We start from the raw sequence: 15454 nt of genomic DNA, 5'->3' as shown, positions 1-15454 counted from the left end.
CATGAGCAGGTCACGGAATAAGGGATTTAAGCTGCAGGATTCACTGAAAAGCGCTGCTTTAAAATCCATCTTTTCCCCGATCACGGAATCGAGTATTCTCCTGCCCCTACCCGATCATTCATTCTCGTCAGATTTTTCCCCTCGATTCTACAAATTAACCAACGATATGCGCTGTCTGCACACACCGGGCCAAGCGGCAGTACAGCATTCGGAGACCATTCGCTTTGCTTAGCCCATCTCGACGCCGTTTTCTATTGTCTGGAATCAATCTTGTTCTCACAGGCTCTCTGACAGGTTGTGGGACCATTCTGTATCCCGAACGCAGAGGGCAGCCTGCGGGGCCGCTCGACTGGAAAATCGTGGGCCTGAATTCCATCGGCCTCCTGTTTTTCTTTGTCCCCGGGGTGATCGCGTTCGCTGTTGATTTCATCAACGGCACCATTTATCTGCCTCCGCATGAGTATGGTATCGATGACCAGAATAGCCAGGATGTAGAACTGAAGTCGGTTTCAATTCCCCCCGATCAGATTTCCCCGGATGAAGTCAGCCTGCTTGTCTCACAGCATTCCGGTCGCAAGGTAATCCTGTTACCCGGGAAATACGAGACTCAACCGATCCAATCGATCGATGAATTCTGGGCCGTCGAACGGAAGATGAACGTGGAATCCTGACAGGATTTCTTACCAGGGCAAGAAACGAAATCCCCTGTCGCCACACTGTTTAACCATTCTCCCTGACTGGCAAAGACCCTAAACTGAGCCATGCTCCACCCCCGGGATCAGGCAAATTAATGGGGATCTAGTCGTAAAGATACATGGCATTACGTCCCTTTGTCGGGTAAAATAGTATGAACAGGTTCAGGCCCCTGGCCCTGCTCCATGCGTCATGAAAAACGCTCTTAGCTGCTCATCGAAACCATTTTCGAACCTTATGGCTTTCGAGAGAGTTGAATGCCTTCCTTCGTATTGCCTCCCTTAGTTATTGGATTGACTCCCAGCATGAAGAATAAAATCAATCGCCGTCGATTCATGATTCGCTCCATTGCCGGATCGATCGCTTTACCAGGGTTGCCCTCTCTGATGAGTAGCACCCTCGCAGGGAACTCAGCGATTTCTGAGGACCGGGGAGCCGGTGCGGGTGCCCAACGGTTTGTCGCGGTGGGTAATTTACTTGGTTTTCAACTGAAACATTTTTTCCCAGAGAAAACCGGCAAAGACTTTGAAGAAACAAAGCTGCTCAAACCTCTGGCTGCAAATCGCGATCAGCTGACCATCTATCGCGGACTCGATCATGGACTTCGCGGCGGTCACTTTGCCGTGCACACCTTCCTGTCTGGTCTGCTCCATCACGAGTCCAAGAACCGTACCGACGGTAACGTCACCATTGACCAGTTTATCGCAGATGAAATCGGAAACCAGACACGGTTTCCGTCACTCACGGTTGGTTCTGAGGGTGGCATCCATGGTGGTTGCCAGCTTTCATGGACGAAGTCAGGCGTTCGCGTTCCGCCGATCACGGGGCCTGCCGAGCTGTTTGACCGTCTGTTTGTCGCAGATTCAAAACAGGTCCAGGCTCGTAAAGTGAAAGAGAACTCACTACAGGCCTCGATCCTTGATTCGATTCACGACGAAGCCCGTTCACTTTCAAAACGAGTTAACAGCGAAGACAAGGCGAAGCTCGACGAGTATTTCAGCTCCATTCGCGATGTCGAAAAACGCTTGAAGCTCCGCCAGGTCTGGTCCGATCAGCCTAAACCGAAAGCCCCCTTTGACAAACCGGCTGATAAGAACACCGTGGAAGATCTGCCGATGCTCTATGAGTTAATCGCGCTGGCGTTACAGACCGATTCCACTCGGATCGCTACGCTGGAAATCGGCGGCAGCTTTTTGCCACAACACCTGGGCATCAATAAGTCTTACCATGGTCTTTCACATCATGGTAATAATGAAGAGTCCATCGCAGATCTGGTCACACTTGAACTCTATCAGATCGAACAGTTTGGTAAATTCCTGTCGCGACTGGCTGGGATCTCTGACGGCGAGCAGACCCTGCTTGATTCAACCGCGGTCCTGTTTGGCAGCGGTATGGGGAATGCTAATTCACACACCAACTCAGACCTCCCCATTATTCTGGCGGGGGGCGGGTATGGAACTGGTGAATTCAAGCAGGCCCCCGCGAAAGGCCCGGGCAAAGTTCCGTTGTGCAATCTCTTCGTGGATATCGCTCAGCGAATGGGTGTGGAGAAGGAAGTATTTGGAACGAGTACCGGAAGGTTCTCCTGAAGATGAATACGCGGTTCAATGAGATTTTCAGCATGAGCGTATTTCGCGCCGTTTGCGGTTTCGTATGCTGTCTTTCATGGCTGGCTCCCTGCTCTGCAGCAGAGCCGCAACACAAGCATGCCCCGACCGTCACCCGACTGTTGAAAAAATACTGTCTTGATTGCCATGACGTCGCAACCGCTGATGGTGAGCGCGAGTTCGAAACATTTTCCCTGCCGCTCAAATCGGAACAGCAGCTGATTACCGCGGATAGCATCATCGATCAGGTCACGCTGCGAAAAATGCCTCCTGAAGAATCGGTCCAGCCAACCGACGAAGAACGACTCGCTTTAATCGGTGCCTTACGCGACAGCATTCAGGAAGCACGGAGCCAGTTCGAAAGTACCGGATCACGCACCATCATGCGTCGCCTTTCCAATCGGGAATATGAAAACACCCTGGCAACTCTGTTTGACCGGCGGGTCGACACGCTGGGATTAACAGCGGACTTTCCGAAAGAAGAGACCAGCCAGCACATGGACAACATCGGCGAGTCGCTGGTGACGTCCGGATTTCTGCTGGATCAGTATTTCCAGGCAGCCTCCCGGCTGGTAGAGGCCCGTCTGGGAAAACCCGAGATGAAACCGAAGTCCTGGCACTTTAAGGACAATTTCAAACAGTACGAAGAACTGTCGGGGGCACACCGCAGTGTGTTCAAATACCGATATCTCTGTCTCTACGAGCAACCCAATACCGACACACGTCAGGGTGGCTATGGACACATTGAAGATTTTCTGGATGGAGTACCGGTCTCCGGTCTATATGACATCCAGGTTAAGGCCCAGGCGCTGCACCGTGACACCCATTACGATCCCAAGATTTTCCGCATCGACTTTTCGGAACCGTTTCAACTGGCTGTTGTGACGGGTGATGTGAAGAAAGGGCATATCCATTACCCCCAGGCCATCGAACCGATCCTGGCCAGCACCGTGGTTCCGGATGACAAACCTGAGTGGCTAAAGTTTCGCGTCTGGCTGGAAGCCGGGCAGACACCCCGATTCATTTTTCCAAACGGACCTTACGAGTCGCGGGCATCCGTCATTACGCTCAATAAACGCTACAAAGACGAATTTAAGAATCCTGAGACAGGTGTCAGACGAAGTGCTCTGCTTCGCGAAGGAGAGCTGCCTCACATCAGGATCAGCGAAATCAAAATCAATGGTCCGCTCCCGGAACCGGGAGGCAGTAAAGAAGAACTCGCCGTATTCGGGAAACAGGGATTCCAGGAAGCCCATGCCCTGGATCAACTGTATCGCTTTGCGAAAAAGGCCTATCGGCGTCCGCTGAACGAATCCGATCAACAACGAATCAAAACTCTTTACGAAAAACGACTGTCCGAGCAGGCGCCCCCACGTCAGGCAGCCCTCGATACCGTCAAGCTGATACTCTGCTCGCCCTCGTTTTTATACCTCAGTGAGATTACTCCCGAGGAAGAACTCGAATTACACCCGTATGATCTGGCGTCGCGTCTTTCCTATGCACTCTGGACGGCACCGCCTGATGCAGAATTGTTCGCCGCGGCCGCATCGGGTCAACTGAAGAACAAAGAAGAACTACAGAAACAGATTCGACGTCTGTTGAAAGATCCCCGTTCGGATGAATTCGTGAATGGATTTCTGGACAGCTGGCTCAATCTGCGTGCCATGGGCGACCAGCCTCCACCACGCAGAGCCGCCTGGGAATATTATGCTCAGAACCTGCCGGAATCGATGAAACAGGAAGCGCGTCTGTTTTTCCGCTCCCTGCTGGATGAAAACGGATCGGTCAAGAATTTCCTGGATGCAGATTATACCTTTGTTGACAAGAAACTGGCCCACCTCTATCAGTTACCTGAGAAAGACAAAATGCGACTGAAAAATGGTTTTCAGCGTGTCAGCCTTTCCGGTACCAGACACCGTGGGGGGGTGCTGGGCATGGCTGGCGTGCTGACCGTCAGCGCCAACGGTGTTGATACATCACCGGTTACTCGTGGTGTGTATGTCCTTGAAAATCTGCTCGGATCTCCACCACCACCTCCGCCAGATGAAGTGCCTGCTATTGAGGCTGATGTCAGCGGAGCCACGACCATTCGTGAGCGACTGCTCAAACACAGCCAGGATCAGACGTGTTACGTCTGTCATCGTAATATCGATCCCCACGGGCACGCACTGGAATCATTCGACCCGATCGGCCGCTGGCGGGAAAAGTATCCTCATCCGAGAGGAAAAGGGAGCGGCCCCAAGGTCGATCCAACGGGTAAACTGCCTTCCGGTGAATCATTCAAAGACTTCGAGAGCTTTAAACAGGTCCTGCTCGAAAACCGTCTTGATAAATTTACCCACTGTCTGATCGAAAAGCTGCTCACCTACTCAACCGGACGGCAGATGGAACGGTCAGACCAGTACGAGATTGAAGACATCTTGAAGCGTGTCAAAACCGAAGACTACGGCTTAGAGACCATCGTGATCGAAGTCATGACTTCCCGCATCTTTCGCTCACGTTAAATCGCTTCAAGACTCAGCGTTCACTTGTTACCCAAGTTTTGAATCTGGAGATACAGAATTGGGTTATCTGTGGTTTTGACGAATCGGTAATGTCCTCACTCCTCCATTCGATACTTCAACCACGCATAAATGCTCGCCCCGAGTTGCTGGTAACCAACCTTGTTGGGGTGCACACCGTTATTGACCGGGTAGCCATCCACGATATCGAGGTTTAGCTCCGTCGGAACGATGAACAGGTTCTCATTTTCGCGACCTTTAAATTTTTCAATTTGACGCTGCACCAGCCTGTGTTGAATCTTCTTCCACCCCCAGCGGCTGTAGCGATCTTTATAGTTGGCATAAAATGCTTCCTGCCGTGAATTCCCCGGCGTAGTCAAGCAGATTCCCACTTCCGCCTGCGGCGCCGCTGCCTGCAGGGCTTTGATCAGGATATCAGCCTGCGTGAACATGCCATCGATCTTTTCATCAATGGCATCCTGTTTCGCTGAAAAACAATCGTTGATGCCCAGCATAATGATCACATAATCTGGTTTTTGATCATTACACTCTTCTTTGAAGTAACGTGGTAAATCGAGGCCAGGTTTACCATCTTTTCCGAGGTAGACGAACGGACTACTGCGTTTGCGATTGGTTCCATCGGGTTTCGGCTCATATTGTGAAACAAACCGCTGCCAGGTCCAACCGCCGTAACCTTCGTGGGCGACTCCCGCAGCGGCGGACCTCGGTTTGTGTGTTCCCAGCATTTGCCATTTAGGATTGCCGGGAGTCGAGAGCAATCGGGCGATCTCGTTGGAGTAGGTAGTCGCATTTGTCAGGCTGTCGCCGATAATCAACAACCGACAGGTGTCACGATTGGCTCCCGCATCCGGCTTTGAAACTTGCAGAACTGTATTCGCAGTCCCCAGGTTCGCTCCGTCGGCGTCTGTCACTCTGACCGAAAGAGAATATTGTCCGACGTTCGACTCTGTCGGTGTAACGGACCAGCGATTCTGCTCGGCAGTACCGATTTCACAATCGACTTCAAAGCGATATTTTTCGGGAGTTTCGGTCAGCACGATATTGTCGAAATAGATACTCATCTCCACGCCGGGTACCGCATAAAACATGGGCGGCAGCGTCAGCTGAAGAGATTGTGTTTTTTCAGCAGCCGATGCGGGAGACACTGCAAGCAGCAGAAGAAGAATCAGCTGGATCAGAAGTCGGGGGGATTTAATTTTCTGCACGAGTCACTCAATCTGATAAAAGTCGGGAATTCCCGTTCATGTTGAGCCTGAAACCGATTCAGGCAAAATACAATTCTTATCGTACCATCGCTCCCCCCCTTCAAGTCCAGCGTCCGGTGTTTTTTCTCGTATTTTCTGCTCACGGATTCCTGTCGACAACCGAAAGTATCCGTTCTGATGATCATCTCTGGCTGATGCCTTGATGGGGAAATTCTACTTCAGATATGATGAATGTGTCTGCAAATTACGCGTCTCAGTGCGGACAACAGATCTGGAATAGTTAAGGAACCCCGATGGCTGCGAAGAGTTTTAAACCCGTAAAAACAGGTGTCATTGGTCTGGGACGTTTCGGACGATTACATGCATTGACATTAGCAGGATTGGCAGAGGCTGAGCTGGCAGCGGTGGTAGCACGACGCCAGGAAAGTCTCGATACCCTGCGTAAAGAACTTCCCGATGTGCCAGGGTGGACCAATCTGACACAGGCGATTGAAGAGTCTGACGCAGAGGCCTGGGTGGTCGCCTGCACGACAGAATCTCACGTGGCGGTCACCAGAGAACTGCTCGAACATGGGAAAGTCGTACTGCTGGAAAAGCCGATTTCAGAGACGCTGGAAGAAGCGGAAAGTCTCGCCCCACTGGTCCGCCCCGATTCCAGTAATCTGATGCTGGGACACATCCTGCTGTTCAACAGCGAATTTCAGGAGTTGCGAGAAGTAGCCCGCAAACGTGGTCCGATTTCCTACATCGACTGTGTACGCCATCGACCGGCGAGTATCGTGCAGGATTTCCCAGGCGAAAACCCGTTACAGGCTGCGATGGTGCATGACCTGTATTCAACACAGGTACTTCTCGATTGTGCAGAACCAGATCACTTCAGTGCCCTGTTCCATCGGACAGAAAATGGCGATATCGATCTGGCCGTCGCACAACTCCAGTGGAACGGAGGTCCGGTGGCCTCGTTTGCGGCTTCCTATTTAACGCCTGCGGGAATGCCGCCACGCGGTTTTGATCGAACTGAAGTATTCGGTGAGGGCTGGTCTGCACGCATCGAACCAAATCCACGTCCGATCTCAGTCTGGGACAATGCAGCTGCCTGGCCCCTGGCATTGGAAGTGCGTGCCAATCCCCCCAGCGGCATGATGGCTGAAGAGCTACGTTGCTTCTGTCGGGTCGTGCGAAACACAGAAGCGGTCCCGGCTGGAGCGACTTATTCGGATGCCATGCAGGTACAACGCTGGATGGAGAAACTGAACGCGTTTGCCTGATCAGCTTAATTACGTTACATCTTTCATAATCAGAAACTGCCCCCTCAACGATTTCACCCGATAAACTACGCTGGAATCGAAAGCGTCCAGCGAAAATGGCATCCCTGCCTGACTACGAATGATCAACCAATTTGGCCCGATTCGGCTGATCAAAGTCACTGACTGATCTCCATACCGATTCCAGCGAATCGGAGTCAGATAATCGCTATTCCTGAAACCGCGTAATCGTAGTTTTGCGAATCACTTAATTCGTACTTTGCAGAAATTTCCCAAGTTTCTCCTGCCATGTATTACCGTCTCTGAAATAGATTTCCGACAGGTTTCAGCAAACGACGAATCTTTCAGTTCTGGGGAGATTACACATAAACAAAATGGTATACTGAATCGGTCATGGACGACTAACATCTAAAGTGGGCCCTGTTATTCTAAACCATCTGCAATTTAGAAAACTGACATGGAATACGACGAAGACACCCCGGTCTCCAGCTGGCTGAGTACCCTGGGAAACGATCAGAAGGATGCCGTCCAGGAAATCTGGGACGAGTTTTATGAGAAACTGATTCGCTATGCACAGACCCGGGTCAACACCTTTCCGACAGCCACCCTGGACGCCGAAGATATCGTGCTTTCCGTCTTCGAAAGTGTCTGGGCGGCTTCACAACGCGGTCGATTTGATTCAGTCCAGAACCGGGATGAATTATGGTGGCTGCTGATTGCCATGACCCAACGAAAAGCAGTCAGCCACATCCGCCGGGAAACCGCCCAGAAACGCACCTCACCAGAGGGAAAACTGCCGGTCTCGATCAATTCCATTGAAAACTTCCAGGCTTACGTGTCCACCAACCAGTCCCCCGAATACTTTGCCATCATGGAAGAAGAATATCAGCGCGTCTTAAATAAACTTTCTGATGATGTTTTGAAGAAAATTGCGGTTTATAAGATACAGGGTTACACACATGAGGAAATCAGTGATCTGTTGGAAATCTCCCCCGCCACTGTAACGAGAAAGGTACGGCTGATCCGAAAAGCATGGAGTCATGAATAATCCCCCCTATGATCCTGCAGATGATGATCTAATGGCGGCAGCCTATACCATTGATCGCATCTGTGACAGCTTCGAATCATCCTGGAAACAGGGACAATCCCCCGAAATCGAAAGTTTCCTCAAAGAGACTTCCGGTAAGACCCAGTCTATTGTCTTCGCCGAATTACTCCGACTGGATATCCACTATCGCAGGATGAACGGGAACCTGCTCTCCCTGGATGACTATCAATCCCGCTTTCCCCAATACAGCGAAATCCTGCAGGACTTCACCTCCCAACTCGCCGATTCATTTCGGCAGGTACGTCGACTCGGCCGCTATCGTCTTGAAAAAATCGTCGGTCGAGGCGCCTTCGGGCTGGTCTGGAAAGCGTGGGATGAAGAACTCCAGCGGACCGTCGCCCTCAAGCTGCCTCGAAAAAAGTCACTCTCGGCTGTCGAACGGAAACGTTTCTCCCGGGAAGCCCGCTCCGCCGCCCGACTTTCCCACCCCGGAATCGTATCCATCCATGACTTCGAGGAAATTGATGGAACTCTCGTACTGGTCACAGAATTTGTCGATGGCTCCACCCTTCGCGAATGGACCAGACACCACGAAGTCGACTTCATCAAAGCCGCGAGCATCTGTCGTGACCTGGCCAACGCCCTTGATGCCGCGCACCAGCAGTCCGTGATCCACCGGGATCTCAAACCGAATAACGTCCTGGTCACTGATGACGACCAGCTGCGCATCACCGATTTTGGGCTCGCCAAACGCTCTGATGTCGAATCTACAATCGCCGTAACCGGTGCGATTATGGGAACCTTTGCCTACATGAGCCCCGAACAGGCAGACGGCAAAGCATCCACCGTCGATGGACGTGCCGATATCTACTCCTTGGGAGTGATTCTGTATGAACTGCTGACGAACCGGGTCCCTTTTAAGGGAAATTCCTGTCAGGAAATGATTTCACAGATCCTGCACACCGAACCGGTTCCCCCACACAAATGGAATGCCAGCATCCCCCGTGACCTGGAGACGATCTGTCTGAAATCCTTAAGTAAACTCGCGGGAGATCGCTACGACACCGCTGATGAGCTGGCTGAGGACCTGCAGCGGTTTATCGAAGGAAAACCCATCACTGCGCGTCGGCTCTCGCTGCATGAGAAACTGTGGCGCTGGGCAAAGCGAAACCGGTTATTGAGCGCGTCCCTGCTCACAACCTGCGTACTTTTGCTGAGCAGCTCAACCGCCATGATCGTCATGCATGATGATGGCAAATGGCAGGTAAATGTCCAGACCGAACCACCGGGAACACGCATCATCGTCTATCCTCGTGACTCCATCTCCGGAGAACCCGATCCCAGCATCGAATTCGTAGCCGACGGGACAACTCCCACCGATCTCCGTCTCGCACCAGGAGAATACTATGTAGTTGCGATGCTCGAAGGAACGCCCCGGTTTCAGCAAGTCTTCCGTAAAGTCCCTCCTCGAGGAGCGGAGATTCCCATCGGAAGTACCAAAAACAGATTCTGGAATAAAACTCAAGCCAACACACTCGAATGGCCTGAAATCATCATTCCTACGCAAAGTGTGTTGGATGAGATGGTTTTGATCAAAGGCAATCAGATTGATATCCCTGATCTTTACGTCTCCACCAGATGCTTCACAAATCACGACTATTTAACTCTTCGTCCAGACGCAAGTGACGCTGATCCCGCCAGACACGCCCCGCTCGACGCTCCTTATTACCCGGAAGGACAGGATTTCGCCATACACTTTGCCGAGGAGGCGGGGGGACGGCTTATGACAGCCGACGAATTCAAGCACATCGTTGATTCTCTCCCTCTGCAGCCTGCGTTAGATAATTTTCTTAATTCAGGCAAAGAATGGACATCCTCACTGGCAACTCCAGAGCAAATAGAAACATCAAAAGCAGCATTGGATTTGAATCCGGAGTTCCGTACGCCCGATTTTATCGGTTTGACAATCTCCCGAAATCAGAATCATAATCAAGCTGAGGGCAACTACGAGTTAAAGAATCAGAAAAGCTACTCTATTCAAACCGCAATCCGCTATTTACAACCGGAAAAGATTGGATTTCGTCTTGTGCGTCCAGCATCACAGCAGTTGAAGAGAAAACAGCCCACAAAATAGGTTGCTATTTGCGGGCTGTTTTTGTTCGAACAACAGTTGCTCTATTTCATTATTCAGTTCTCATTCTCAATGATTGAAGCGAATCAGATACTGCGAACCTCCATAATTGATCAGGGAAAACTCGCGGCACACCCCTGCACTCCAGCCACCTGATCGATCCTCGATGTGATAGGGGGCTCTCCTTTCACAATAACCAAAAGGCAATTTGATAGACGTTTTATCCTGGGATTTATCAAATTTTTCTACTTCAAAACCATACCAGAAATAGATCGCATCAGACTGATCTGTTGGGTTTTCTGATTTGGATAGGCAGATTAAAAATAACTTGGCACACTTTAAATCTGGCGCTGCTGTTCCAAACTGCATAAAACGCGTACTGACAACTTCGTAATGAAAATCCGTTTCAGGAGGATACAAATCAAGCCGTGCAGACGGACGTGCAGGCAGAGGATGCATGTAATGCCGGAAAGCAGGCTCGGTCCCTTTCGATTTCTTTTGCTTATCCTTTCTCGCCTGTGAACACGTATCGCCGCAGGCCCCTGACCCGACGCATAACGTTTCCGGGTAGCTGTCTAAAGGAGCGTAATTAATAATCGAGACAGCAGTGGCAGCCGCACAGTCGTCTTCATACTGATAACGATAAGCCATCCACGCCCAGAGGTTCGTTCCCACAGGCCCCAATGGAACCTGGTTACATACACAGGTCGTCAGCAGTGGGGTCTCTTTCTTTGTTTTTTTTTCAGCAGCCTCGCTCGTATTCGTCTTTCCCGCCAGACAGCAGAGCAGAAAACAAGTCCCCATTAACAAAGTCAGTTTCATTCGGTTCTTCACAGTTGGCCCTTTCATTGTGATGCTACAGGATTCTGAGTAAAAAACAGTTTGCTTCAAAGTTAATCTGAATCGCTACTTCCGTTTTCGCTCTAAGATCACCTCCCTTACTGTTAATATTCTCCGAGAACCTTCCCGTCGTTGCGGGTACATAGATTTTTCAATGTTTCCAGATTCATGTTTTCGCTCAGAAATCTCACAGAACCGTCCGTCAACAGACACTGTGTGCCGCCACTATGTGCTGAAATCAATGGATTATTAGGCCCTCCGTCCGTATGAATCCCCGGCAGTCCGCCATCCTTTGTTCCAATCGGATAACGCACCGTTGTCAGGTTGAACACCGGAAACGCCGGCGTGAAACCGCCTGGTCCCAGCAATTGGGGAGGCGTCCCCACACTCACCGTTCCCGCGGCCCAGCCACTCGGATTCCCCGCGTCGACACGCAGACTCACCCCCGACTTCAGCACCGAGCTGGAGATCTCTCCCACCACAATCGTATTCGATGAACCGTCAGTGATATCACGAATCGCGATGGTTCGATTGGGAATCAGCACGCCCCCCGCAGCAACTCGCCCATCCAGGTGGGGCAGACAACAGAGTGAATTATCCGTGGAAGGAAACAGATCATCCGCAAAGTGAAGTTGATCGCCCGTCACCGTGCCGGTATTCGTCGCCCCGGTAATTCCCGCGTAGTGCGGCATTGTCATATTCACCCCGGGTAGCAGCGCACCATTGACGCGAGCCTCCAGCGGACTGGACGGACACAGCATGACCGGCATACTGACATCCGCCACCAGCGCCGGATTCAAAGGCGTGAACCCGCAGCTGGCGACATCGTGATTATACTTGTTGTAAAGAGTGCCATACTCCAGATAAGGCAGCAGCCCCACCCACCAGCTCGACCCGAAACCAAGGTACTGATTCCGGACCCCCAGCGGAAATACCAGGTAGTCGCTGTGATAATTCTGCAGCGCCAGACCGACCTGCCTGAGATTGTTTTTGCACTGGGAACGCCGGGCGGCCTCCCGCGCCTGCTGAACTGCTGGTAGCAGAAGTGCTATCAGTACAGCGATAATAGAGATAGATACCAGTAGTTCAATCAGTGTAAATCCACGTCTTTGATCAGGTGTGCGTAACATTTTTTTGGCCCTTTGTATGAACGTTTTTGCACCTCAAGATCATTATGTAATGTTTAAGTCGGAATAACAAGAACTTACTCACAAGATTTACTGGCTATCCATATAGAGCTTTCCAGACTCATGCAGCACTCAGCTTGAAAGACTTGCACCAGCGCGCGATCGTCTCTGCCCCATCTGAAGTACCGAAAAACAGTTCGCTGACCGATCAGCAGGAAAACAGGTTTTCATAAATTTCTGATACTCCCTGCCTCTTTCTCACTTTCTGGTTACGGTTTGACACCAACCCCCTCCCATTTATCCAGCGCACTTCTGTCTCCAAAACTGAATAGCTTGAACTTGATCGGCACTCCCCGAATCATAAAGTTGTGAAATTGTGCTTCGCGCGCGAGGCGGATGATCCGAGCACGGGAACATCACGAACCAGCGCCCCAGGATCACCTGAATCACCGTCGATTTTTCCGGTTTTTCACCGGAACAGACAGCACCGGTTCCCTATGTCTCGTAGAATTTCAAATCATTTCGGAGCACTTTCAGAGCATTTCAAATGCATCTCACCAGCAACTCAGTGAACCTCACACTGAACTCAACGCCGGCAGTCCCCTTGACGCCCCCGCGCCGTTTCACATAATTCTCACCATCACTCAAGAAGTAAACCTGACAGCCGACAGATCTCTTTAAAGCAGATGAGCCAGTCAGACCAATAAGCCGCAGGGCCTAAGCCCGGTTGAAACGACTATGGCAGGAACCGTTCAATTTAAGAACCGCCCCCCGATCAAAGATCCCAGATTGAGAAACAGCCAGATCAAACGAGCCATTTTAGGCAAAGGGACGCACCACCCAAGCTGAAAATCCAACAGCTGAATAGTACGAACAGCAGCGCAATACTTCACCGTTGACCAGGGAACAGAATTAGAAGTCTGGAACAGAATCAGGCACTCAAGAAATGAATAACAGGGGTTAGGGCTCTTTTCTCTTACTATAACCCCGCTGATTGCGTTCGACGTGCACGAACTCATTATCCTCATTCAGGATCAGGCATTCAATCTCTGGTGTCTTGGCTGTCATCTCTTGAGAAAATGCGAATGCTTCTTGCCAGGTTTCAAAATAATAGCGGGAATCATCATCGTTTCCCTGCTGATATTCTTGCTGTCTATCTAATATGATTCCCGTACTCAATTCAACCAATAGAACTTGATAATAAGACTTACTCATCGCGACGACCATTTGATAAAAGTGATGTTACCTGTTTGAGCTCCAGTATAATAAAGATTTCATTCACGCAAACGAATTGAAACGTATTCTAAATGAATCAATGCCTCTGCGTAGGGGCCATACCGGAAATTGAAGAACCGGTAACTCACAGCAACGGGAATCAGACTTCGGATGAGCTTTATGCAATCACTGGAACTGGATCAGATACTCAATCTGGCTGAAGCAATTCTCTGGATTTCGATTGCGTGTCTGTTTCTCGTCCGGCTGCCTCGGCTGCAGCAAAACAGAGATCTAGCCATCACCTGCAGCATCGCATTCGCGCTGTTCGGAGTCTCCGATCTGATCGAAGTCTCGACCCGCGCCTGGTATCAACCCCTTCCACTGTTCATCCTAAAAGCAGTCTGCGTTGTCACGTTCATCACGGTATACATCATCTACCGCAGACGCCGTAGCGGAAAGCTTTAAAGCTGTCGGGGATTACCACGGGGACGTGTGGTGCTTTTCAGGGAAAGACGAACGGTTGTATTGCTGGTCCATTTTTCATTGTCGAAGGGGGTAGACCTATCCCTTACAGGAATAAACTAGCCGGCTTTGTGTCCATCATTGTCATAGATTGTAGTCGCCCGTTCTCTAACAGCATTCAAAATATCTCATCAGATATAGAAATACATGTCGCAGTGATCACTATGTTTTCTCAATCACTTTTTCCCTTGAAAGGGTCATCTATTGGCCCGACTTTGCCATACCTTAATCTTGATTTTGGATCTCCCAAAGCTTTTGCCCATATCTCATATAACTTTTCTCTCTCAGTTGTTTTATACTCAATTTTATATTTTGTCTTCTTGGAAGACTCTAATTGAACTGACATTCCATACCATAAAGGGTAATTATCTGTAACCTCGAAGGGAGGGCCCCAATGAAATACCAGTATGACATGACAGATCGCAAAACGATCTTTATTCATCAGATTTTTCAAAAGCCATTTTTCATCATCCCTTGTAATATCTTTCAAATACCGGTCAGCTCGCTCTGAAATTTGTGGTTCCAGACCGAAAAAAGTTCCATGCCAAATCACATCCGAGTTGTCTAATACTGGATCCCCCCTTTTGGAGAATGGTTTATTGCTACTATTGATACACGCTGTTGCTATCGCAGTACTAATAATACAAATTAGACAATAGATTGAGAAAACTAATCTTTTTGTTAGCATGGTTTACCTCTCATTTGTGGATAAATAAAGGGGTCAGGTCCAATCCTGTTCGGCCCGGCGGTTGCTCACGGCGGCTGATTTCAGGATCAGGGTCTTGAGTGATTGTAAAATCTGCGGAGTGGTATTACGAGTACTTGTTCTCAGATAAATCGGCGCAGCGTGAAGTAAAGCAGACGAGACGTACTGGCGACCCGCGTTCAATCGTTCTGTTTTTGCAATCGGGAAATGTGCGACAACAGTTCTTCTTCGTCGCACATGCCGGTGAAATACCAGCAGATCATTTCATAGGTTCTCAAGGTCGGCTTGCGTCCGGTCCACAGACTGATCAGCATGCTGGCGATGATCGCACAGTAAGTCTGAATTTCGATGCCGTTTTGCGACCTGTTCAACAGATGGCGACAGCCCAGTATGTGCTTGAAGAAACGGAAGAAGATTTCAATGGTCCAGCGATAACGATACATCAATGCAATGATCTCCGCGGGAACGTCCAGCAGATTGGTCGCGATCCGCAACACGCCATCACAGTTCGGCCCCGTGCTTTTGCCGCCATAGCGGGTGCGCTTCTGATGCGGTTCCAGGAGCCATAAAGGG

12 protein-coding genes and 1 pseudogene are annotated in these 15454 nt (G+C 50.3%); 7 read left to right on the top strand and 6 right to left on the bottom strand.

Going from position 1 to position 15454, the window contains the following annotated elements; genetic code table 11:
• Nucleotides 1-224: 224 nt before the first annotated feature.
• The 3 genes from RID21_RS19740 (at nucleotide 225) to RID21_RS19730 (ending at nucleotide 4804) form a co-directional block, all read left to right on the top strand.
• Nucleotides 225-671, top strand: a complete 447-nt coding sequence (locus RID21_RS19740) for a hypothetical protein (RefSeq protein ID WP_350191834.1) — start codon at nucleotides 225-227, stop codon at nucleotides 669-671.
• A gap of 327 nt (nucleotides 672-998) precedes the next feature.
• Nucleotides 999-2282 carry a DUF1552 domain-containing protein gene (locus tag RID21_RS19735; protein WP_350191910.1) on the top strand — a complete coding sequence of 428 codons (1284 nt, stop codon included), beginning with the start codon at nucleotides 999-1001 and terminating at the stop codon, nucleotides 2280-2282.
• Nucleotides 2283-2314: 32 nt separating this feature from the next.
• Nucleotides 2315-4804 (top strand): DUF1592 domain-containing protein, encoded by a 2490-nt coding sequence (locus RID21_RS19730; RefSeq protein WP_350191832.1) that lies wholly within the window; start codon nucleotides 2315-2317, stop codon nucleotides 4802-4804.
• 95 nt (nucleotides 4805-4899) lie between these two features.
• On the opposite strand, the gene RID21_RS19725 is transcribed toward RID21_RS19730, so the two are convergent.
• The gene (locus RID21_RS19725) at nucleotides 4900-6027 is read right to left on the bottom strand and encodes an SGNH/GDSL hydrolase family protein (RefSeq protein WP_350191830.1); all 1128 of its coding nucleotides are present in this window, start codon (nucleotides 6025-6027) and stop codon (nucleotides 4900-4902) included.
• A gap of 293 nt (nucleotides 6028-6320) precedes the next feature.
• Here RID21_RS19725 and RID21_RS19720 point away from each other — a divergent pair, with 293 nt between their 5' ends.
• From RID21_RS19720 to RID21_RS19710, 3 genes are all read left to right on the top strand, one after another.
• Nucleotides 6321-7295 (top strand): Gfo/Idh/MocA family protein, encoded by a 975-nt coding sequence (locus RID21_RS19720; RefSeq protein ID WP_350191828.1) that lies wholly within the window; start codon nucleotides 6321-6323, stop codon nucleotides 7293-7295.
• Nucleotides 7296-7749: 454 nt separating this feature from the next.
• Nucleotides 7750-8340, top strand: a complete 591-nt coding sequence (locus tag RID21_RS19715; protein ID WP_350191826.1) for an ECF-type sigma factor — start codon at nucleotides 7750-7752, stop codon at nucleotides 8338-8340.
• The gene (locus tag RID21_RS19710) at nucleotides 8333-10474 is read left to right on the top strand and encodes a serine/threonine protein kinase (RefSeq protein ID WP_350191824.1); all 2142 of its coding nucleotides are present in this window, start codon (nucleotides 8333-8335) and stop codon (nucleotides 10472-10474) included. The genes RID21_RS19715 and RID21_RS19710 overlap by 8 nt, the downstream gene beginning before the upstream one ends.
• A gap of 66 nt (nucleotides 10475-10540) precedes the next feature.
• Here RID21_RS19710 and RID21_RS19705 read toward each other — a convergent pair whose 3' ends face one another.
• The 3 genes from RID21_RS19705 to RID21_RS19695 form a co-directional block, all read right to left on the bottom strand.
• Nucleotides 10541-11293: a hypothetical protein gene (locus RID21_RS19705; RefSeq protein WP_350191822.1), complete on the bottom strand. Its 753-nt coding sequence runs from the start codon at nucleotides 11291-11293 to the stop codon at nucleotides 10541-10543.
• A gap of 122 nt (nucleotides 11294-11415) precedes the next feature.
• Complete coding sequence (locus RID21_RS19700) at nucleotides 11416-12441, bottom strand: DUF1559 family PulG-like putative transporter (RefSeq protein ID WP_350191820.1); 1026 nt, start codon at nucleotides 12439-12441, stop codon at nucleotides 11416-11418.
• A 957-nt stretch (nucleotides 12442-13398) separates the two neighbouring features.
• Nucleotides 13399-13653 (bottom strand): hypothetical protein, encoded by a 255-nt coding sequence (locus RID21_RS19695; RefSeq protein ID WP_350191818.1) that lies wholly within the window; start codon nucleotides 13651-13653, stop codon nucleotides 13399-13401.
• Between the two features lie 171 nt (nucleotides 13654-13824).
• Here RID21_RS19695 and RID21_RS19690 point away from each other — a divergent pair, with 171 nt between their 5' ends.
• Entirely contained in the window at nucleotides 13825-14118 is a 294-nt protein-coding gene (locus RID21_RS19690) for a hypothetical protein (protein WP_350191816.1), read from the top strand.
• A gap of 229 nt (nucleotides 14119-14347) precedes the next feature.
• Here the strand turns inward: RID21_RS19690 and RID21_RS19685 are convergent, their stop codons facing one another.
• Nucleotides 14348-14863 (bottom strand): hypothetical protein, encoded by a 516-nt coding sequence (locus RID21_RS19685; RefSeq protein WP_350191814.1) that lies wholly within the window; start codon nucleotides 14861-14863, stop codon nucleotides 14348-14350.
• 197 nt (nucleotides 14864-15060) lie between these two features.
• A pseudogene (locus RID21_RS19680) lies at nucleotides 15061-15435 on the bottom strand (transposase); the annotation flags it as partial.
• Nucleotides 15436-15454: the final 19 nt, after the last annotated feature.

This window comes from Gimesia sp., assembly GCF_040219335.1.
Taxonomy (GTDB): Bacteria; Planctomycetota; Planctomycetia; order Planctomycetales; family Planctomycetaceae; genus Gimesia.
The sequence above is the reverse complement of the archived record's forward strand: the minus strand, read 5'-3'. Positions and strand labels throughout refer to the sequence as shown.

Bases quoted from the DNA above. Each gene is read 5' to 3' on its own strand.
- RID21_RS19735 (WP_350191910.1), top strand. From the start codon at position 999: ATGAAGAATAAAATCAATCGCCGTCGATTCATGATTCGCTCCATTGCC.
- RID21_RS19730 (WP_350191832.1), top strand. From the start codon at position 2,315: ATGAGCGTATTTCGCGCCGTTTGCGGTTTCGTATGCTGTCTTTCATGG.
- RID21_RS19720 (WP_350191828.1), top strand. From the start codon at position 6,321: ATGGCTGCGAAGAGTTTTAAACCCGTAAAAACAGGTGTCATTGGTCTG.
- RID21_RS19715 (WP_350191826.1), top strand. From the start codon at position 7,750: ATGGAATACGACGAAGACACCCCGGTCTCCAGCTGGCTGAGTACCCTG.
- RID21_RS19710 (WP_350191824.1), top strand. From the start codon at position 8,333: ATGAATAATCCCCCCTATGATCCTGCAGATGATGATCTAATGGCGGCA.
- RID21_RS19705 (WP_350191822.1), bottom strand. From the start codon at position 11,293: ATGAAACTGACTTTGTTAATGGGGACTTGTTTTCTGCTCTGCTGTCTG.
- RID21_RS19700 (WP_350191820.1), bottom strand. From the start codon at position 12,441: ATGTTACGCACACCTGATCAAAGACGTGGATTTACACTGATTGAACTA.
- RID21_RS19695 (WP_350191818.1), bottom strand. From the start codon at position 13,653: ATGAGTAAGTCTTATTATCAAGTTCTATTGGTTGAATTGAGTACGGGA.
- RID21_RS19690 (WP_350191816.1), top strand. From the start codon at position 13,825: ATGAGCTTTATGCAATCACTGGAACTGGATCAGATACTCAATCTGGCT.
- RID21_RS19685 (WP_350191814.1), bottom strand. From the start codon at position 14,863: ATGCTAACAAAAAGATTAGTTTTCTCAATCTATTGTCTAATTTGTATT.